Origin of the sequence: Niallia sp. FSL W8-1348, assembly GCF_038006745.1 — a bacterium.
GTDB classification, from domain to species: Bacteria; Bacillota; Bacilli; order Bacillales; family Cytobacillaceae; genus Niallia; species Niallia alba.
Genome location: NZ_JBBOVV010000001.1, coordinates 1,384,333 through 1,404,574 on the forward strand (window position 1 = coordinate 1,384,333; position 20,242 = coordinate 1,404,574).

Sequence of the window (20,242 nt, forward strand, 5' to 3'; positions counted from 1 at the left end):
CAAACCCCCGTTTTAATGTTTATTATTTCATATCGCTTTTTACAGAATGTTCAATTAATCTTAACAGTTAATTATGAAATTAGGGAAGAAATCTGAAGAATTTATCTCCATCTACTGCATATAGATTATATCCTTAATATTAAATTCTTTTTCTGCAATTCCTAACCTTTGTGCAGGAGTGCCAATTCTATCCTTTGTTTTATAAGCAAAGCAAAAATTGTAATATGTTCGAAGGATGGTAAGAGCCATTTGAGCATACTTAGGATTGAAATTGGAATAGATATAACTTTTGCCATCGCCACGGGCAGTGGTCAATGGTCTTTCTAAGATGGATAATCTCCTTCGAATGTGTTGGATAAAGGTGTTGGTCGCATTATCATTAACTTCCAGAATAAGATTAGCAATATCTTTTGGTTCAATTGATGACAGATTGGTTGTGCAATCTACCCATCTAAATCCTCTGTCAATAGTCGCTAAAGGATGCTCAATTGGATTGTCCGCATATTCAAAATGGCTGGAAACCCCCGTGTTAATTTCTTTATGGAATTGATGGGTGTGGAGTAGTTCCTCTAGTTTCAGGAACGCTAATTTCCTCAGAGACTTTGTATCATACCCAGAATTTATTCCCCAATTAACCAAATCCACCCTCGCTTGAACAAACTCCTCACGGGCTTGTTTTCTCGATTTCGTTTTATCCGTTTGGCAGAGAAAGTGATGGGCATCCGACAAGCGGAATTCATTGGCGAATACTCAAAAAGGGAAGTCATCAAAGAATTGTCTTCATCGGTCACGAAACGCCATTCAGAAGCCTTTATAAGTTGTTTGATAAGCCAGAAATGAGCAATCGTTGTATAAGTCGAATTGACGTGCAATCCATCCATATATCTCGCCCTGCGTTCAATCTTCTCTAAATCCTTCCGATACTCAACTTCTGTTTGTGTATCATTTTTTGATGGCGACATTGGGTAATGGGAATACTTTGGAGTACGAGCGTGTTTCTTGGCAAATTCATTTAAATGGTCCTCTTTCATAAGAACGGTATCAAGAGCAATATCCCCCAACGAAATATCCCAATCATATGCCACATCACTGCGGAACACATATCTTGAAAAGACATCGGCAGTAACCACGACACTGGTTGGAAACTGGCTTTCCTCCACATCATCATATTCGCTGCCGCCCATTCCTTTTTTGCGAACATTGTTAAGGAAATAGGTCATCTTATCAGTGTTTAACCACATTTCTTTAAAGTGCATCGCTTGAAGTGGTTTGGTCTCGTGTCGTTCCAAAAACTCCAAACATCTCCGATAAACAAATTCTAATTTGTTATAATATGTCCCACGCCCAATCTCCAAGATTTCACAAGCTCTTGTAATTGGAACACGGCTTAATAACAGTTTCGTAAACAGTGGCAGAACATCACTTCTTTGTTGGTGATAAGTGATGGACTTTCTGCCGCTCGGCAAGACATTGGTGAACTTCTTGCACGATTTGCACTGCCATCGTTGCGATTTACCTGTGCTTTTCCCTTGTTTATAAAATCTTTTCGGTTCATTGAATGGGGTAGAGCATTCGGAATTGCATCCTTCCTTATGAAACTGATAATCAGGCTCCAAATCTTGAACACTGTTGATTTGGATTAACCGTTCGATTTCTTGAGAAATTGACCAATTGGATAGAGTAACTGTACGGCACCCCAATGTGGCTAACTTGTTTGAATTAATGGGGTCGGGATTGCAATGAATGGTTTTATCCGTACCAGAACCCGATAATTTGTATCGGCTCGGTTTCCCTTTAGTTGGGAATTTTTCTTGTGGAAGTCCGTGCTATTTACAATAAGGGTTGGAGCAATAGTTATATTGGATTTGATGGGTTTTTCCATTGAAATCAATCGGCATAAACAACAAATCTTTGTGTTTTGTTCCGAACTGCTTTGGAGTCAAAACATTATAATCTTTAGCTCTTTCCGATATTTCTTCTGAAGAAACAGGGGAAGGAATAAAAACTAGATTATCTTCTTTGGTCGCCAATCGTTTTAATTTAGACAATTTTATCAGTCTCCACTAAATCCTCAATTTCCAATTGCTTCACAATCCGCCGATTATTACGTCTGTTTTCAATCCATTTTATAAAATCTTTATCATCTAAAATATTGAGCAGCAACATATCAACGACTTCGCTTTCACTATACTCCGTATATTCTGCGTAGGTCTTGACGATAGCTCGCACTCGTTCGGATATAAGCCAATCTACGTTTTCTGCTTTGTTGTTTTTAGGCTTTATAAACTTCAATTCTTATCGTCCTCCGTATTCTAAAATTGTTCATACAATTAGTATGTCCAATTAGCACACATTTTAACACAGTAATTGGAGACTGTCTGCTGGTCAGAAGACTTCTACCAATTTATATGCTAATTTTTATACGAATTTAGATTATAAACTTAGTAAAATGCCTATATATAAACAAATAAAAGAACTCCAATTCATATATGAATTAGAGTCCTAATTATATTACATATTTAATTTTTCTACCTTAATACCGAACCCGTTAGACATTTTATCAGCCTTTTTTAATACCTATCGTTTGCCGTATTTAATGCTTGTTTTAAATTACCTTCTCTTTGAACGATTTCTTGTTCTGCCTGATTTCGTTTTTGCTTTCCTTCTTCTTGCATATGTAACGTCTCTTCTAATGAACTCATCAATTTATGCTGGGTTTCTTTTAATGATTCTATTTCCAACATTGCTGGACGATTTTCATTTGCGATTTTTGCCATCTCCTGCACATTGGTCTCAAGCCTATTTGCACTCATTTTTGTTTGCGATTCAATTGCATGACGTTGTCTTAATAAAGTTAAAGCAATAGAAACTTGATTTCGCCACAATGGAATCGATGTCATGATGGATGACTGAATTTTATCAATGACCGTGCGATTTGTATGCTGAATCAGTCGAATTTGTGGAGCTGTTTGTATTGTAATTTCTCTGCTTACTTTTAAATCATAAATCCGTTTTTCGAGTAATTCAGCGAAATGAATTATATCATTTACCTCTTGCAGTTTCATTCGGTCACCGGATTCCTCTGCCAGCTTTTTTTGTTCCGGAATAAGCCTTACCGTCATTTCCTCATATTTCATTTCCGCTGCTGCAATATATATGTTCAGATCTTGAAAATAATTTTTGTTGTTTTCATACAGTTGTTCTAGTAAATGAATGTCTGCAGTCAGTACATTTTTACTGCGCTCGAGACGCACACTCATGCGATCGATTTGAGCGCTAGCCTTCTGGTAATTAGAAAGGACTTCATGGACACTTTTTGAAGGCTTGCTAAATAGTCTTCGAAAAAATCCTTTCTTTTTGACACGTAAATCATCTGGATTTATTTCATTTAGCTTCTCCATTAATTCACCAACAATATTACCGACTTCTCCAACATCTTTTCGCTGTACGTGCTCAATCATCATATGAGAGAAGGACAGCAATTTCTTCTGGGCTTCTGCCCCGTAAGCAATCATTGATCGGTGATTGGTTGGATCAAGTTTGTTCGCAAGTTCATATGCCCGTTTTTGATTTTCAGGTGATAAAACATCAATAAGGCGAACAGTTTCTGCTGTTTCGCCTTTTTGAACGAACAAATTATTGCTTTCTCCTAAAGGATCAGAGAAATAATCATCTGTAATTATGTTCTTTTGCCGTCCATCTGTCATTTAGGTCGCCTGCTTTCATCTAACAACTCCGTGTCTTTCTCCTTATAAGAAGTATGCTTTACGACATCTAACTCAAAATGTAAATCATCAATATCATCTGACAGTATTTCATGAAGATCGTCTTCTAGCGTTCTTGAAAGTTGCTCCAATGTTCTTCTCGTATCATTTAACGTTGCCTGCAGTGCTCGGTTCTTTTTGGGCTGTGCTGATAATAGCGCATATTTCTCCGCAATTTCCACTAATGAATCTAAGTGAGAATAATAGAATTTTTCCGCTTTATAAAAACGGCGTGGTTCTTCCTTCGTTAATCGATAAATTTTCTTTGTTACACGCATTAAATCTATTCTTTGTTTAAAAGACGGAAAATGACGGATGGAAAATACATGTCGGTTTAACCGACCAATTTTCTCATTCGCTTCCTTCAATTGTGTTTGAATAAATTTATATTCTTTCCTTGATAATCCTTGCCTTGCTATTAATTGATGTTTGATTACTCCGTCTGAGATAACATAGGAAACACCAGTTGCCACGACTCCATATACAACGGAAAGGATGAAATATTGGTCAAACGCCACATAACTGATTAGCCATGTTAAAGCACCTACAGGAAAAGAAATGCCTGTTCGGACTAAAAACATTAAAAATGAGTTCACTATAATCGACTCCTGCCTTCGTATTCCTTTATTTTTTATACGTTTCATTTCATCATTTGTTTCAAAAATTCACATTTTATTTAATTCTATTTTAACGTAAGCAAGCTATTTCTTGCTATAGACTTTAAATGGAATATTGTCTACGACTAAAGACGTATTTTGTTGTGTTTCCTTTAAATTATGTGTATGTGGAAAAGCATAAAAAAATGATTTGATCCTTTTATTCTATCAAATCTAAGCACATGTTTCATGTTTTCTCTTTTATTTGGTTGAATGTGGAAAACGTAAAAAAAAAAAGCTCCGCAAATGTAAAATTAGTTTTAACATTTGCGGGCTCTTTCATTTTCACTTATCCAAGACGATTTACCAATTTAGGTTGTGGCTGCTTTTTCTCTTTTGGTTCTGGTTCCATAAATGGCGGCTTTATAATTAAAGTAATTACGAAAGAAATAACACATAAAACAGATATTACTGTAAAGGTTGCATGAAATCCTCCGAGTACTGCTGCGATCATAGAGCCGGCTAATGCTCCAAACCCAAAGCCTTGATAGATTATTCCATAGTTTTTGCTTTGATTTTTTAAGCCAAAGAAATCAGCAATGATGGCAGGGTATACGGTAATTACGCCTCCGAAACAGAACGCGATTGCTGCTACACAAGCAAAGAATAATGGGAAGCTTAATGGAACTACATTTAAAACAGTTACTGCTACAGCTGTTACGACTAATGTTCCAGAAACTACTTTTATTCGACCTACTTTATCAGATAACGCTCCAAGTATAATACGTCCGATTGTATTGAATATAGCAACTAAAGCAACGGCATTGGCAGCTGTCGCTACATCTAAATCTGCTAAGCTAACACCAATATCTTTTACAATTCCGATTAAATATAATCCACTCATACATGCAGTAAAGAAAATCACAAAGAGTAAATATGCTTGCTTTGTTTTTAGCATTTCTTTGACTGTATAATTCTTTTGCTCTGGCGCTAAAGAAGTTGTAGTTGTTTCTACTTCCCGTGCTTCTTTTAAAAGGAATGATCCGCCGACAACCATCGTTAAAGCGATAATTCCCCAAATTAAGAAGGCTGTTGAAACACCATAAGATGCGATTAAACTTGTATTTATATATTTAAACACTAAGCTACCGGTTCCATACGCTCCTACAGAAATACCTGATATTAGACCTTTCTTCTCAGGGAACCATTTAATTAAATTTGATAAAGAAGTAATATAAGCAGTCCCGTCTGCAAAACCAACACATACGCCTGCTATAAGATAAAGCATCGATAAAGATGATACTTGAGAAGTTAACATTAATCCCCCGCCAAGCATAATCCCAGCAAAGGCAATTAAGCGACGCAGACCCAATTTATCTTGAATTTTTCCGGCAAAAAGGGTTGCGAATGCTAGGGCAAAGCTGGTAATGGAAAAAGTGATTGCCGTTGCGCTCAAATCCCATCCAAATTTATCAACGAGGGGCTGATTGAATAAGCTCCACGTATAAATTGTCCCTAGCCCCATTTGAACAATAATTGTACCAATAACGATAAGAAGGCGATTTCCGTTTCGTTCTTTCATTCCGATCTCCTCTTTCTACACGGTTTATAAACTGTATTTTCTACTATAAAAGGTTGCTTATGCTTTCTATTTATAGTTAAATTATACCGCTTGAAAGACTTTTGAAACCGGTATCAGAATGAAATGCCCTTTATTCGGAATGAATGGTAATTACAGATGCATAATTTGTCGAAACTCTTTTGCTTTACTTCTACTAACAGGGATTTCTGCCTTTATGTCCTTTAATCTGACTAGATACGTATGATTAAACCATGGCACAATTTCATGGATTTTCGAGAGGTTCACCGTATAAGATCGATGACAGCGGAAAAAAGTATCCTGTGGCAACTTACTGTGAAAATCAGAGATACTCATTGGCATCATATATTCTTCTGATTTGGTATAAACTAATGTTACTTTTTCGCTTGCCTCTGCATAATAAATATCATTAACATCTGTTACAATAATATTTTCATTTTTACGCAAGTTAATACGGCGATTTACCTCTATTGTCACTTCTTCTGCCCCACCGGTGTCTTTTTGAAAAGCCGTTTCTAGTTTGGTAAGCATTGCCGCAATACGCTTTTCTTCATACGGCTTCAGAATATAATCGAATGCCTCTAATTCAAACGCCTGTGCTGCATGCTCTTTATAAGCTGTCGTAAAAATAATATAAGGCTTTTTCGCAAATTTACTAATATTGCTTGCCAAAAGCATTCCGTCTAAAGAAGGAATATTAATATCCAAGAAAATCGCATCGACTTCTTCTGCTTGTAAAAATTTAAGCACATCTAGGCCGTCCTCAAAAGAAGCAACAATCTCCATATTGCTATGTGTTTGAATTAAGTATTCTAATTCTTCTTTTGCTGGTATTTCATCCTCTACAATAATTGCTTTCATGCTATCTCCTTCGTTATATCAAAATAAACTTCCGTCCCTGGCTCTAATCTGCGAATGACTAAGCCTGTTCCATATGTTAATTTTACTCGTTGATGGACATTCGTTAAACCGATTTGTTTTGATGATACTTCATCTTTTGCTAAACGATTAATCACATCCTGAGCAATTCCTTCACCAGTGTCTCGTACACTTACTCTTACCGTTTCTCCTAAATCTTTGACTGATATTGTCACTACTCCCGGACCTTTTCGTTTTAAAATTCCGTGCACAACCGCATTTTCTACTAAAGGTTGAATAAGAAGACTTGGGAGCTTGATATGTGTATCATCTATCTCATAGTTCACTTGTAGTCGATTTCCAAATCGAGCCTTTTCAATTTGAATATAGTCTTTTACTTGTTTTAGGGCTAGCTGGATATCAATAAGCTCTTCCCCTACCTCTAAGTTGTAACGCATATAACCAGACAAATTAATAATCAATTCTCGAGCTTTTTCTGGATCACGACGAGTAGTCGATGCAATCGCGTTTAGCGCATTAAATAAGAAATGAGGATTGATTTTTGTTTGTAATGCTTTTAGTTCCGCCTTATTTGCTTCTTCTTTCATTTGCTCCACTCTCGATACTTCCATAAGCGTCGAGATAATTTGTGCCAACCCAATTGCCATTGTCTGCAATGTATAGGTAATCGTATAGGCTTTTCGGTAATAGATTTTCAAAGTACCGGTTACAACGCCTCTTTCTTCCAGCGGAATGACCAATAAACAATGAATCTGTGGGGTATGGTGATCAGCGATATTATTTCGAATTGTAATCTTACCACTTCGGACCGTTTCCTTCGTTAAGTCACTGATAATCTCTTGGCCAATCTTGTATTTTTCTTCTCCAAATCCAACATAGGCAAGAACATCCTTTGTATCGGTAATAGCTACTGCATCCGCCCGGATATCTTCTTTTATAATTGTACAAATCGTACGCAATGAATTGCCATTAATAGAACGAAAATAAGGTAATGTTTTATTAGCAATATTAAGGGCTAGCTGTGCCTGCTGTGCTGCGATTCTTTCCTTTTCTCCTTCTACACTAGCAATCATTAAGACAATTAACCCGATACTGCCTTGTCCTAAAATCATTGGTAAGGCAATTTTTGACACAATGTCTACCCCTAAATCGAAGGGGTCTGCCATAAGTAAAATCAGAATCATAGTTAACATTTCACATAGCATTCCAGCGACTATCCCATATATCCAACGACTATTCTTTTTCACTCGATAATGTATATAACCTGATACTATCCCTGCAAGAATACTTGTAATTAAACAGGGGACAGAGGTTACGCCGCCAATATCAATTAAGTAACGATGCACGCCTGATACAATTCCAGTCACAATTCCAACCCATGGACCAAAGAGGATACCGCCTGACATAATCGCAATTGTGCGGATATTCACAATAGAACCTTCTACTTGGATTCCAGAATAGGTACCAAATAAGGCGAAAGCACAAAATATCAGCGTGATTAATGTTAGTTCTGTTGGAGAGTGATGATCCTTTTGCAAGGTTTCTTTAAATTTCGGTACTCTCGTCATAAAAAATAAGGTTATCAGTAAAAGGGCAGCTCGTTCAAATAATTGAATGAGCATTTGTAATTCTAGGGAAGAGTCCATTTTTCTTCCTCCTTGTGTTTAAAAAGTCTTTGCTGTTTGTTTTTATAAGTAGTGACACACTTAGTTAATAAATCAAAAAAGAATCCTCTAGCCTGCTGACTTCTCCACTTTCCACATCGACAAAGTAATCACAGTCAAATTTTCCGCATAGTACCCACTTGTTATCGCCTGAATCAAACACATAGTAAGGCGTTAAAGTAAAATATGGCTTCAGTTTATTATAAGCCTCTTCTTTGCTCACTTTTATCTCTTTTTGTTCATCGTCCTTTGTGTCCATGATTTTATCCCATAAGTCCTTTTTGTCCATGTAGTTTATTACATTTCCTTCATTATCAAGGAATATAAGAATTTTTTCTGCAAAAAGGCTTTTGGAAGCAGCTTTCTCAAGATTGGCATGCAAATAGGAGTTTTCTCTATTTAAATATTTTAGCATCCATTTACCTGATTCATGTGGATACTTCATTTGCAAAAATTCGATTATTCCTTGCATACATTTCTCTACTTCCTCATCTGTTATGGGCAAAGAGTCTGGATGTGGTACCCTTGAATAGGCATCCTCGACACTTACTTCATCATCCCACTGTAAATACTTTCTTTCAAAATTATCTCTCTTTGTATTCTGCCACACTATTTCTTTGTTTACGATTTTGGGAATACCCTTATCTAGTATAAATGGAACTGTGCCTTTTTGATCGTTTCTTATAAATGTTTCTTCCACACCATAGACGATAATAGTACCATCATCTTGAGGGAATTTTGCTAAAACGACCTGCTCTCTTGCTATTGCCTCTATGGGTGATGATAACGATAGCGTATACTCTTCCTCTAAGTCTTTCCTTTTCGATAATACGCTTATATTTTGAGAATAAAACGTTAACTCTCCCTTTTCATTAAACTCTACTTCGATAGAAACAGAGGGAGATAAGGGCACTCCATTCCACTGCTCTTGAAAATATAGCTCTCGTTCTGCTCTTTTTTTGCAAATAAAATCTTTCTCTATCTTTAACCCTGTGAAATTAGCAAGCCACTCCTTTACCTCTTCCACATCTTTATTAGGAAAAACAATACCGTTTTTTGCATACGTCAATCCTTGGACAAAAATAGCGGAGTGGAACTCTTTCGTGTGTATATTTATATCAATGGAAGCTGTACCAGCTGGATTTTCCTCTTCATCTATCCAATTGGCATATTTATTAGGGAACCATTCCATATTTAAGAAATAGATCGTCTCGCCAGCCAGCATAAGACGTCGAAACAAACGATGTCTTCCTAAATAATAATCGGTTAGTCCCCATTGTTTTTTGGTTAAATCAACTAGCTCTTTTAGCCGTGCATCCATTCTATTCCTCCTCTATTTCACCACATCATTAATCGCTTCACACACATCATCTGCCAGCAGTCCATATGCCCCCTTTTTGGCTGCTGCTGCATCGCCTGCTAACCCATGAATATAAACCCCTAATCGAGCAGCTTCTACAACACTTAGCCCTTGTCCAAGTAAGCCAGCAATCACGCCTGTTAATACATCTCCTGTACCTCCCGTTGCCATGCCATCATTTCCAGATGTATTCACATAAGTGCCGCGGTTTCCTTCTGTGACGATTGTTCTTGCGTCCTTTAATACACAAGTTAACTTCTTTTCTTTCGCAAATCTTTCCGCTACCTCTATTATATTTTCTGCAATCTCGGAAATTGGTTTATCGGTGAGACGAGACATTTCTCCTATATGTGGAGTAAGAATGATATTTTGCTTATTGTGCTGTAATAGCCCAGGCTCTTTAGCAAGGATATTTATTGCATCTGCGTCGATCACGAGCGGAACTTCGCTAATCGAAAGTACCTTGCTTAACAAATAATGAGCTTCCTCCGATCCACCCATTCCAGGGCCAATGACAATCACACTCGCCCAATTAATTGCGTCCATTAACCAGTCTCCATCTAACTGCTTTTTTTGATATGTTGTGACAATGGCTTCTGGTAGCAAGCTTTGGATTATTTGCCGATTCTCCTCTGGTGTCACGATTCTTACTAAGCCGACTCCCATCCGATAAGCTGCTTTCGCAGAGAAATAAGCAGCTCCACTCATATTTTTTGAGCCAGCAATTACTAATATTTTTCCATATGTACCTTTATTCGAATAAGGGTTACGCTTAGGAATTTTAGCTAAATCCTCTATTGTATAAGAATATACTTTTGGAAATTCTTCTTCAAATCCTGCTTCTGTTATCCCAATGTCTTTAACCTTTACCATCCCGGCATAGGCTGCACCAGGATAGAGTACCAATCCTACTTTATTAAACGCGAACGTCACTGTTTTTGTCGCTTTTATGCCACATCCCATCACTTTTCCGTTATCCGCTGAAATACCAGATGGAACATCCACAGAGAGAACTTCTACATTCATTTGATTTATTTTGGTTATTACCTCCGCATACTTTCCTGATAACGGTCGTGACAATCCAATCCCAAACAAGGCATCTATAATGGTTGTATATTGATTTATCTCTATATCCTTTACCGACTTCACGCCATAATACTCTGCTATTTTCTTTTGCTGGTTGTTTTCCGGTGATCGTTTCTGTTCATTTCCTATAAATAAGATGTCTACCGCTATCTTTTGTAAATGGAGCAATCTTGCTACTGCATAGCCATCTGCTCCGTTATTGCCAGAACCACATACAATAAGCACCTTCGTTAAATCAAAAGATGCTAATTCCTCTATTACGGAAAGTGCTGCCCGTTCCATGAGAACCATTGAGGGCATTCCAATCTTTTCAATCGTAGTTAAATCACATCTTTTCATTTCCTCGCTATTTAGTAAATATTCCATCTATCCTCACACTCTCTAAAAATATTTTCTAAGCAACAACAGCGTTTCTTACTAAAATAGAATGTTTAATTACTTACCTTCTATTTTTTTTGATTTTTTCCTGCTCAATAAAAAAAGTATCCCCATTCGAAGGATACTTTCGGAACATTTTACTGTCTTTTTTTCGTCTTTTTATTATTTAATTTCTCTGCTGCTGTTAGGGGTTCATTGGCAAATTCATGATCATATTGACGAGCCGTATCATTCTGTACTGCTTGTTTCGCATTTTTATGTTTATTTTTTGTCATGATTATCACCTCCAACCTTTATTCTCTCTTGCTCCATTCGAAATATGTAAGCTGGAAGGTGAATTTTTTGTAACAAAAAAAAAAGAGACTTCTTTTATGCCCTATTTAGCACAAGAAGTCCCTTTCTGTTATTTGCCATGAGTAACTATTTTAACTTTTTGCTTAATCGTTGTACTAAATACATCGCCTTTTTTATAAGCGATACCTGTTGCTACGATTAGCAGAATACCTGTTACAATAAAAACAGATTGAGCAGGGAAAACGCCTCCGAGTAAGCCACCTAGCATTGGTCCAAACATCCCTCCTAGCTGAGTTGCTGTTTGGTTTAAACTAAAGGCTCTGCCACGGAAGTCTTCTGCTGTTGATTTCACAACTAACCCATTCAATGCTGGGAATACCGCACAGAAGAAGAGACCGTAAATAAAACGAGTAATCGAGAAGCCCCAAATATTACTGAAAATAATTTGGGCAAAGGTACCAAGCCCACCGCCTAATAATCCAATAAATAAAACGCGGTTAAATCCAACCTTGTCTGCCCACTTGCCCCAATATGGCGCCATTATGACACTTGCAATCCCAGGAAGAGAGAAGATAATTCCCGCTAATAAGGAAGCTTTATCCATCGAACCGCCAACCTCTAATATATAAAGAGGAAGAATTGGTTCAATCGTCATGATTGAGCACGAGGTGACAACCGTTAAAAGGAGTACGAGCATAAGTGGCCTATTCGCAAAGGCAATTCGCAAGTCATTTCGAACAGATCCTTTTTCTTTACTAGGAGAAAAATTATCCTCTTTTACCCAGAAAATGATTAAAAACGTAGCGATAAAAACAAGCAGGCCAGCACTCGCAAAAGAAAGTCGGTTACCGACTAATTGAGAAATCACTCCCCCAATTAATGGTCCCATAATCCCACCCGATGCTGACGCAGTGGAAATCATCGATAAAGCATAGCCTGTTTTATCTGAAGGGGTATTCGTTCCAATTAAGGCAATCGCCCCAGGAATAAAACCAGATAACAATCCTTGAAGAATACGAAGCACTAACAATTGATAAGGATTCGTAACAAATGCAGCTAACGTATAAACGACAAACAGCACAAATCCAGCGCGAATAATCATCGGTTTTCTTCCATATTTATCGGCAAGTCTGCCCCAAAATGGGGAAGCAAATGCTCCTGCAAAAAACGCTGCGCTAAACAGTACTCCAGACCAAATCTCTGTATTTTCATGAACATTTAACTCTAGAAGAAAAATTGGCAAAAAGGGAATTACCATGTTAAATGATGCGGAGGTAAAGAAAACTCCTATCCACAAAACAAGTAAATTCCGCTTCCAAATTTCCATTTAGTATCGCTCTCCTAAAACATCAGCAATCAATAACCAAGCCAATGAGATTTATTTCCTTCATCATAGCACATTACCATTTATTTTTATACCCGAAATTTTTATTTTCCGAATAAACTAGGTAATAAAAAAAGTTGAGAAACTTTCATTCGTTTCTCAACTTTTTTGCCTAATTGATTTTAAACTCTTTCACTAACCCGTCTAACTCTACTGCTAAATTAGATAATTCATGGGAACTATCTGCAAGCTCTTGCATAGAGCTGCTTGTTTGCTGAACAGATGCAGAAGTTTGTTCAATCCCTGCTGCTGCTTCTTCGGAAATCGCTGCGATATCTTCAATGGAACGATTCATCTCTTTACTTGTTTCCAAGATAGACGCTAGATTTTCCGAAACAACTTCGATGCTATTTGCCATATCATTTACCGCGTTTTTAATACCATCAAATGTTTCCCCGGTTGTTTTAATCTGATCTGTACCTTTTATGACTTCCTCATAACCACCTTGCAGGGACTCTGTAACCACACTAGATTCTTTTTGAATGCTGCCTACAATATTAGTAATATCTGTAACTGAGAAAGCAACTTGTTCTGCCAGCTTCCTTACTTCATCTGCAACTACTGCAAAGCCTCGTCCATGCTCCCCAGCTCGAGCTGCTTCAATAGCCGCATTTAATGCGAGTAAATTTGTTTGATCTGCAATGCCTTTGATAACGGAAACTAATTTAGATATTTCCTGAGACTGTGTATCCAAACCACGTACTTTATCTACTGCTTCTTTCATAATTTGATTAATTACATTCATTTGCGCAATAGAAGATTTCATTAATTGGCTTCCATCATTGGTCATTCCTAATACTTTATTAGATGATTGATAAATTAGCTCCCCTTGTGTATATGCATCCCCTATCGTGCCAGAAAAAGATTCCATTGATGCCGCTAAATCACTCGCCGTATTTGCTTGGTTTTCTGCTCCAGATGATAATTCCTGCATAGTAGTTGCTACTTGCTGACTACCTGCAGTCACCTCATTTGTCGATTGAGATAAGTTCTCGCTCTGCCTGTTAACGGTAATCGATACTTCCGAGATCTTTTGAATAACCATGCGGAGATTATTGCTCATTTTATTCATGGACTGAGCCAATTGACCAATTTCATCTTTGCCCTCATAGTTAACCTTCTCTGCCGTTAAATCACCTTTTGCGATCGTATCACTAACCTGAACGACTTTCTTTAGATTACGTGTAATTCTTCTGCTGATGATAATGATTAGAATGGTCCCAATAACAAGAGCTGTAATCATGGCAATAATTAAGGTTTTGGTAGCGACGGCTCCACTATCTACCGCATCATTTGCTGCCTCTGTCCGACTAGCTTGTACCAGTTCTTGCATTTTATTTAAAGCAGTAATTGTTCGATTACGAATAGTTGTATTAGTTAAGCTTAGAGAATTAACCGCCGATCGATCATTCGCTTCAATCGCAGGAATAATTTGCTCTAAGAATAAATCATTCATTTGTTTATCACGATCAACAATTTCATCAAACAACGCTTGTTCTTCTTCATTTCGAATATCTTTTTTAATTTCTGCTTCATATTCATTGAATTTAGTAATACTTACTTGATAATCGTCCACATATGTAGGGTTTTGATAATCGAGATAATTTAAAATACTAATACTTTTTTCCCGAGTAAGTGAACCCATTTCAGTAATTATTAGCGCTCTTTCATCCGTTTTATTTAATTGCTCAATACTGCCATTAATATGGATTAAACGCGTAGTTACTAAAACAGTAGTAATCGTTAAAAGTGCAAAAACAAGTAACAAGGTTATTCCATATTTCCAGCCAATTGTTACATTATTTAATTTGGTTAACCGATTATTAAGTCCTTTAAACTTACCAAGTTTTATTAGCTTTCCATTACTTAGCTTACTCAAAATAGATTGCTTCGATTTTTTTTCTTTCTTTAAACCAGTTATTTTTGTTTTTTTAAATTTAAGCTTCATTTTCGCCATCACAAGTTCTCCCCTTTGATGATTTAAGCCCCTCACTATTAAAGAGATTTCTGTCCTTCTATCCATCCACAACCGATTTAGAATATTCCGAAATAGTATTTTTCCGTTTATTTCCTCCTCCCTTTAAGAATAGTATTCTTTGCTTATCTGCCTCTATTTCATTCATCTATATTTGTTTACAACTAGTAAAATAGAATTAGATTATTAAAAAACAAGTTACTTTATTACTTTGTATGTATAATACTAAAGTAATTTACAGAATAATTCAATTTTATTTACAAATAATATATCGGACTTTTTGCTCTTTTGTTTATATTTAAACAATTTTTTATTATAACTTTATTGCTATTTTTCACTTTTCTTCCCAAAATAAAAACTGTGGTATCCTTCGATTAATCCAAAGTAACCACAGTCTAATATTTACTTTAACTTAGTTGTTATAAAGAAACCTTCCATCATTGAGGTTTTTCTGCCCGTTAAGAGTGGGATAAAAAGCGAACCATTAATTCCTCATCATAGTATTTCCCACTAATTTTTATCGCTTTTTGATCGATTCCATATGTTTCAAATCCAAATGAACGATATAACTTTTTAGCTGAGATATTATCAGAAACAACTGCGAGGTATAATTGTTCTATCCCTTGTAATGTATGTGCGTATTCGATTGCCGCTTGTAGTAATTGTTTCGCTACACCTTTTCCTCTATGTAAAGGTGTCACATAGACAGCATAGATATTAGCACGATGGCTCATCTTTTGCTTTGTTTCTCTCACTAAGGTAACGACACCTATTAGAGTATTTTCAAGAAATGCCCCAAATACATAAGCAGGATCTGTTAATCTGCTTTGTATTTGACTTAGCGGATAATCTTTTTCTTCCTCATAGCTAGAACCAAATGCTTCTGGATTTGTTTGCAATGCCTCTAATCTGAGGGCAAAATATGCTTCTGCATCATGGTGGTGTAATTGCCTGATTTCCATTTGCATCTCTCCCTATCTGTGTGAAACTCTCTTTCGTAATCATTGGTGCTACTTCTTTTGATTGTATGCTTTGCTTTTTCTTTCGAAAGCTTGGCAGCTTAAAAATAACTCCTACCTTTACTTGTTGAACCTCTTTCACTCCTTGAACAATTAGCTGCATGGCAAATATTGCGAAAATAAATGGCACAAGAATATATAAGTACCAGTATTGTCCAGAGCCAATTGCTCCTCTGCCGACCTGTCCGATTAACCCTGACCATTCATAGGTAGAGGATTGTGGAGGATCAGCAAACATTGGATCCATCGATAATTTTGTTCCTCCAAAGAAATAATCAAAAATACCCAAATGCATAAAAATTAATAACACTTGAATAAATTGTTGTCCAAATAAAATGGTAAGCCTTGGACCTAAATGCGGAAGTATATGTCGAGTGAAAATTTGAAATTTCCCACCGCCCATTACTTTCGCACTTGCAATAAATTCATAATCAGACACACGATTGATTTCTTTCCCTAATAATACAGTAGTCAATGGAACCACCAACAGAGTCAAAATCATCGTTTCTAAAAAGACTCTTTCCCAAAAGGAATAGCTGAATCCGTCAAAACCTGGTAAAAGAATCGGACTTAATAAAATATAAGCAATCAAGCTTAATGGCATAAAATGAATCGAATCTACCATCTTTGCTACCCATTGCTGTGCTGGCTGTTTCAAGTAAAAAGAGTAAATTACTGCAAGTAATAATCCAACAACTACACGAAAGCACGCGATAAGTAGCGCGAAAAACAACGTATACTTGGCACCAATCACAATTTGATCAAACAGACTGTAACCTAATCTATCGGATCCAAAGAAGAAAGGTTCCGTTGGGGCAAATGGCATGGCAGAAATTAGTGTCACTCCATCTTCTGCATAAAATAACCGCATCTGATCAACATGGTTATCGGTCGTTACCGAATAAATAATGCTATAACCAATAACGACAATAAAGAACAGACTACCTATAGCAAATTTCCAATTTTTCATATGTAAAGCAAACGTTTTTCCCATCCAAGTTAGTGGGCGAATCAAGGAGAGCTTATCCCAACTAAAACTTCGCACCCCATCCCTTAGATTAATACCAAATACCTTAGACGATAACAAAAAGTTTGAAAAACTCATTTTCTGTTTCCACGAATCCTTTTTCACTTCTCGGGCCTTTTCTTGCTCTTCCTGTATCCATATCTCTACTACTTGGAAAAGAATAAAAAATGGCGTAAATATAAGCAGCAAAGATACAGCAATTGTCATTGGTGTAAAGTTCTCTACAAGAAAATAGGTAAATCCATGAACATTAAACAGGCGTTCGATTATAAATTGGCTAGATAACAATCCCCAAATAATAATTTTCATATGATGAAAGGATACTGGGATAATATTACGAAGAATATGTTTCCATAGGATTGGAAAATTGCGAATTCCTTTACTTCTTGCAAATGTTACATAAACCTTCAAATACTCCTCTTCCATCATCAATATAAGAATTTTGAATAACGAAATAGCAGGAAGAATGGCAAGTGTGATAATTGGACCAGCATATGCCTTTTCTGAATAACTAGCCACCGCAAAAATCTCGATACCCGTTTGAGCAAAGATAAAGATTACTAATGCTTGCAGAAGTGTTGCAATAATAATATCTGGAACCGACTCAATTAAATCTAGGAATCTCTTTATTGGCTGTAAAAGAAACTTCGGTAGAAAAAAAGATAATATTGATAAAACAAAAGCAACAAAGCATCCGAGAAGAATGGCACCAAAAAGAATTTCCATCGAATAAATAAAAGCTGGCCAGAGCACATCCAAAATCGGCTTTTTATCTACACCATTTAAGGAATAAACCCATTCTTCCTTCTGAAAAAATTCCTTTGATAAAAAGGAGAGGAGTGTGGAGAAATACCCCTCTCCCTCTGGTAAATCCCTCATTCGAAAGTATTTTGGAAAAACACTTAAAGCCAGTATGGCAATAGTGCCAAGTAAATAATAGATGATAATTTTCACAAATTTTCTCATAGATCCCCTTTCCTTCCTCTAACCACTATCTAAATATTTATACTATTCAAATTATATGGATATATCGATTGCTAATCAACCTATTTTTTCCATATAGGGGAATAAGACATTTTTCTTGCCCGTATGGATGGATGGATAAAGCTGAATAGAGTGGAGAAAGAAAAGAAAGCTGTGCTGAATGCTAGGAAAATATGAGTTTATTCTATCTAAATCTCCTGAATGCTTTGTGTGAATTATCATTTATTAGCTCAATCTCTCTGTGATTTCAGCAATCTTTTCTTTTTTCAGCCAAACCTACTCGTTTTTCAGCCAATCTTTTCTTTTTTCAGCCAAACCTACTCACTTATCAGCCAATCTTTTCTTTTTTCAGCCAAACCTACTCACTTATCAGCCAATCTTTTCTTTTTTCAGCCAAACCTACTCGTTTGTCAGCCAATCTTTTCTTTTTTCAGCCAAACCTACTCGTTTGTCAGCCAATCTTTTCTTTTTTCAGCCAAACCCACTCGTTTTTCAGCCAATCTTTTCTTTTTTCAGCCAAACTCACTCGTTTATCAGCCAAACTTTTCTTTTTTCAGCCAAACCTACTCGTTTATCAGCCAAACCATCTTTACTTCTCCTGCCCAACTAATCTTTTCTGCAAGAAGTATTGTTTAACACCTGCTGGGAAGTTATCTAATTTACCGAACACTTCGTAGCCATCATTGCTGGATAACCTCCATTACTTCTCCCTCCTAACCTCGCTTATTTTTCCCGATAAGACTCCAAACATTTCTCGCACTATTTCTGTCGGAATGTCTTTATAGGCATCACCAAGGCTAATTTCAAAAGCGGAGGCATTTTCATTAATTACATTTATATAGCCACTTATCCCGATTCCCGTCATTTTTTGAACAGCTGTTAGGATAGCCTCTGCTTCTGCCTTTTCCAATTCAAAATGAACGTGGAACATATTAGAAACTGGCACAATTGGAAGGGTGTGGATTCCTTCGCACTCATTAAAAAATGCTGCCAATTCTTTAGCAGATTCATAGTATTCAGCCATTTTAGAAGCTCGTTTTTCGTAATAATAATCAGCAGACAGAATATATGGATACAAACTGATTAAATCACCACCATATCTTCGTTTCCATACCTTTGATTGACTAGTAAACTCTCTGCTTCCCGCTAATATTGCCCCAGCGATACCGCCAATTCCTTTATAAAATGACATATAGACACTATCAAACAAAGCACTTACTTCTGCTGCTGTTTTTTGATAGAAGGGCAGTACCTCCAATAATCTTGCTCCATCAAGATGAAGTTTAATTCCTTGTTCTTTGCAATAAGAAGAAATTTGTACTAGTGTTTCAAAGCTTGGCAATTGCCCGCCAATTTCTCGTTGTGGCAATTCTAACAGTACACAGGCAACTCCATTCTCCATCTCCTTAATATCTTCTAATTCTATTACTCTTGTTTCATCAGCTAATAAGATTGTTTCTATTTTATGAAGCTTCTTTAATCCGTCTTGCTCATGTATTTCCAAATGACTTAATGGGTGATAGGCGACTTTCCCTAAATCTTTTTCATCACACCATATTCGGAGGGCGATTTGCTGGGCCATTGTCCCACTTGGAAAAAAGACTGCTGTTTCTTTGCCTAAAAGCTTAGCCATCTTTTCCTGAAAATCTTCTATTATTTTTCCTTGTCCATAAATATCGCTTTCCACATTTTCGTCTATTTCTTGTAATGCTTCTTTTAATACTTGGACATTTCTTTTACCATGATTACCTAGTTTATAATTTGTTTTGTTATAGGATTCTCTTAATGTATTTGCCATTCCTTTTCCCCCACTCTTGCTCAGAATATTTCGACATATGATAACTATAGCACTTTTTTAAATTCAGCCATGTATTTTTTATCCGTTTATTCTCTTGCTTTTTTCAAAAGTAAGTGTACCCTCTTCTCTCATCACAAATGGGTGTTTCAAAATTTCTCTGTTCCCTTTTTGCTTGATTTGATGATGTAATGGTAACGGAGGGGCCTTCTCTATTCCCTTTTGCTCTCCTTTGATGGTGAAACGGTCACTGACGAGCTTTCTCTGTTCCCTTTTTGCTTCCTCCAAGGTCGAATCGGTCACTGACGACAAACCTTCTCCCTTTCCCCATGCTCTAATCACAAGACGGTAACTAAGAAACCCTTTATTTCCAGCTAACTTGTTTTCTCAAAAAAATCAAAACTACTAAAAGAAACAGTAATCTCCTAAAGAAATTA

19 protein-coding genes are annotated in these 20,242 nt (G+C 36.6%); 1 reads left to right on the top strand and 18 read right to left on the bottom strand.

Annotation, left to right across the window (positions count from 1 at the left end):
• Positions 1–111 precede the first annotated feature (111 nt).
• From NST60_RS06585 to NST60_RS06660, 16 genes are all read right to left on the bottom strand, one after another.
• Positions 112–645 (bottom strand): hypothetical protein, encoded by a 534-nt coding sequence (locus NST60_RS06585; protein ID WP_235678803.1) that lies wholly within the window; start codon positions 643–645, stop codon positions 112–114.
• Entirely contained in the window at positions 621–1,700 is a 1,080-nt protein-coding gene (locus NST60_RS06590) for a hypothetical protein (RefSeq protein ID WP_235678802.1), read from the bottom strand. Before NST60_RS06590 ends, NST60_RS06585 begins: the two co-directional genes overlap by 25 nt.
• A 126-nt stretch (positions 1,701–1,826) precedes the next feature.
• A complete protein-coding gene (locus NST60_RS06595) occupies positions 1,827–2,048 on the bottom strand; it encodes a hypothetical protein (protein WP_235678801.1) in 222 nt (73 codons plus the stop codon).
• Positions 2,041–2,292: a hypothetical protein gene (locus NST60_RS06600; protein WP_169187968.1), complete on the bottom strand. Its 252-nt coding sequence runs from the start codon at positions 2,290–2,292 to the stop codon at positions 2,041–2,043. Before NST60_RS06600 ends, NST60_RS06595 begins: the two co-directional genes overlap by 8 nt.
• Positions 2,293–2,570: 278 nt before the next feature.
• Complete coding sequence (locus NST60_RS06605; RefSeq protein ID WP_169187967.1) at positions 2,571–3,707, bottom strand: toxic anion resistance protein; 1,137 nt, start codon at positions 3,705–3,707, stop codon at positions 2,571–2,573.
• Positions 3,704–4,360, bottom strand: a complete 657-nt coding sequence (locus tag NST60_RS06610) for a 5-bromo-4-chloroindolyl phosphate hydrolysis family protein (RefSeq protein ID WP_016202742.1) — start codon at positions 4,358–4,360, stop codon at positions 3,704–3,706. Before NST60_RS06610 ends, NST60_RS06605 begins: the two co-directional genes overlap by 4 nt.
• A 349-nt stretch (positions 4,361–4,709) precedes the next feature.
• Positions 4,710–5,942 (bottom strand): L-lactate MFS transporter, encoded by a 1,233-nt coding sequence (locus NST60_RS06615; protein WP_169187966.1) that lies wholly within the window; start codon positions 5,940–5,942, stop codon positions 4,710–4,712.
• A 150-nt stretch (positions 5,943–6,092) separates the two neighbouring features.
• Positions 6,093–6,821, bottom strand: coding sequence for a LytR/AlgR family response regulator transcription factor (locus tag NST60_RS06620; RefSeq protein WP_101729605.1), 729 nt, complete (start codon positions 6,819–6,821; stop codon positions 6,093–6,095).
• Positions 6,818–8,485, bottom strand: coding sequence for a sensor histidine kinase (locus NST60_RS06625; protein ID WP_205835575.1), 1,668 nt, complete (start codon positions 8,483–8,485; stop codon positions 6,818–6,820). The genes NST60_RS06620 and NST60_RS06625 overlap by 4 nt, the downstream gene beginning before the upstream one ends.
• A gap of 64 nt (positions 8,486–8,549) precedes the next feature.
• Positions 8,550–9,824: a hypothetical protein gene (locus NST60_RS06630; RefSeq protein WP_169187965.1), complete on the bottom strand. Its 1,275-nt coding sequence runs from the start codon at positions 9,822–9,824 to the stop codon at positions 8,550–8,552.
• Positions 9,825–9,836: 12 nt separating this feature from the next.
• Positions 9,837–11,315 (bottom strand): NAD(P)H-hydrate dehydratase, encoded by a 1,479-nt coding sequence (locus tag NST60_RS06635; protein WP_169187964.1) that lies wholly within the window; start codon positions 11,313–11,315, stop codon positions 9,837–9,839.
• A gap of 149 nt (positions 11,316–11,464) precedes the next feature.
• Positions 11,465–11,602: a small acid-soluble spore protein O gene (sspO, locus tag NST60_RS06640; protein WP_016202736.1), complete on the bottom strand. Its 138-nt coding sequence runs from the start codon at positions 11,600–11,602 to the stop codon at positions 11,465–11,467.
• Positions 11,603–11,730: 128 nt separating this feature from the next.
• The gene (locus tag NST60_RS06645; protein ID WP_169187963.1) at positions 11,731–12,948 is read right to left on the bottom strand and encodes an MFS transporter; all 1,218 of its coding nucleotides are present in this window, start codon (positions 12,946–12,948) and stop codon (positions 11,731–11,733) included.
• Positions 12,949–13,117: 169 nt separating this feature from the next.
• Complete coding sequence (locus tag NST60_RS06650) at positions 13,118–14,962, bottom strand: methyl-accepting chemotaxis protein (protein WP_169187962.1); 1,845 nt, start codon at positions 14,960–14,962, stop codon at positions 13,118–13,120.
• Between the two features lie 476 nt (positions 14,963–15,438).
• Complete coding sequence (locus NST60_RS06655; protein ID WP_169187961.1) at positions 15,439–15,942, bottom strand: GNAT family N-acetyltransferase; 504 nt, start codon at positions 15,940–15,942, stop codon at positions 15,439–15,441.
• A complete protein-coding gene (locus tag NST60_RS06660; RefSeq protein ID WP_169187960.1) occupies positions 15,914–17,992 on the bottom strand; it encodes an ABC transporter permease subunit in 2,079 nt (692 codons plus the stop codon). The genes NST60_RS06655 and NST60_RS06660 overlap by 29 nt, the downstream gene beginning before the upstream one ends.
• 228 nt (positions 17,993–18,220) lie before the next feature.
• Here NST60_RS06660 and NST60_RS06665 point away from each other — a divergent pair, with 228 nt between their 5' ends.
• Positions 18,221–18,646 carry a hypothetical protein gene (locus NST60_RS06665; RefSeq protein WP_205835574.1) on the top strand — a complete coding sequence of 142 codons (426 nt, stop codon included), beginning with the start codon at positions 18,221–18,223 and terminating at the stop codon, positions 18,644–18,646.
• Between the two features lie 64 nt (positions 18,647–18,710).
• On the opposite strand, the gene NST60_RS06670 is transcribed toward NST60_RS06665, so the two are convergent.
• Both NST60_RS06670 and NST60_RS06675 read right to left on the bottom strand, forming a co-directional pair.
• Positions 18,711–19,808, bottom strand: coding sequence for a threonine aldolase family protein (locus tag NST60_RS06670; RefSeq protein WP_169187958.1), 1,098 nt, complete (start codon positions 19,806–19,808; stop codon positions 18,711–18,713).
• Positions 19,809–19,886: 78 nt separating this feature from the next.
• Positions 19,887–20,108: a hypothetical protein gene (locus tag NST60_RS06675; protein WP_205835573.1), complete on the bottom strand. Its 222-nt coding sequence runs from the start codon at positions 20,106–20,108 to the stop codon at positions 19,887–19,889.
• Positions 20,109–20,242 lie beyond the last annotated feature (134 nt).

Bases quoted from the DNA above. Each gene is read 5' to 3' on its own strand.
- NST60_RS06605 (WP_169187967.1), bottom strand. From the start codon at position 3,707: ATGACAGATGGACGGCAAAAGAACATAATTACAGATGATTATTTCTCT.
- NST60_RS06615 (WP_169187966.1), bottom strand. From the start codon at position 5,942: ATGAAAGAACGAAACGGAAATCGCCTTCTTATCGTTATTGGTACAATT.
- NST60_RS06620 (WP_101729605.1), bottom strand. From the start codon at position 6,821: ATGAAAGCAATTATTGTAGAGGATGAAATACCAGCAAAAGAAGAATTA.
- NST60_RS06625 (WP_205835575.1), bottom strand. From the start codon at position 8,485: ATGGACTCTTCCCTAGAATTACAAATGCTCATTCAATTATTTGAACGA.
- NST60_RS06630 (WP_169187965.1), bottom strand. From the start codon at position 9,824: ATGGATGCACGGCTAAAAGAGCTAGTTGATTTAACCAAAAAACAATGG.
- NST60_RS06635 (WP_169187964.1), bottom strand. From the start codon at position 11,315: ATGGAATATTTACTAAATAGCGAGGAAATGAAAAGATGTGATTTAACT.
- sspO (WP_016202736.1), bottom strand. From the start codon at position 11,602: ATGACAAAAAATAAACATAAAAATGCGAAACAAGCAGTACAGAATGAT.
- NST60_RS06645 (WP_169187963.1), bottom strand. From the start codon at position 12,948: ATGGAAATTTGGAAGCGGAATTTACTTGTTTTGTGGATAGGAGTTTTC.
- NST60_RS06650 (WP_169187962.1), bottom strand. From the start codon at position 14,962: ATGGCGAAAATGAAGCTTAAATTTAAAAAAACAAAAATAACTGGTTTA.
- NST60_RS06655 (WP_169187961.1), bottom strand. From the start codon at position 15,942: ATGGAAATCAGGCAATTACACCACCATGATGCAGAAGCATATTTTGCC.
- NST60_RS06660 (WP_169187960.1), bottom strand. From the start codon at position 17,992: ATGAGAAAATTTGTGAAAATTATCATCTATTATTTACTTGGCACTATT.
- NST60_RS06670 (WP_169187958.1), bottom strand. From the start codon at position 19,808: ATGGCAAATACATTAAGAGAATCCTATAACAAAACAAATTATAAACTA.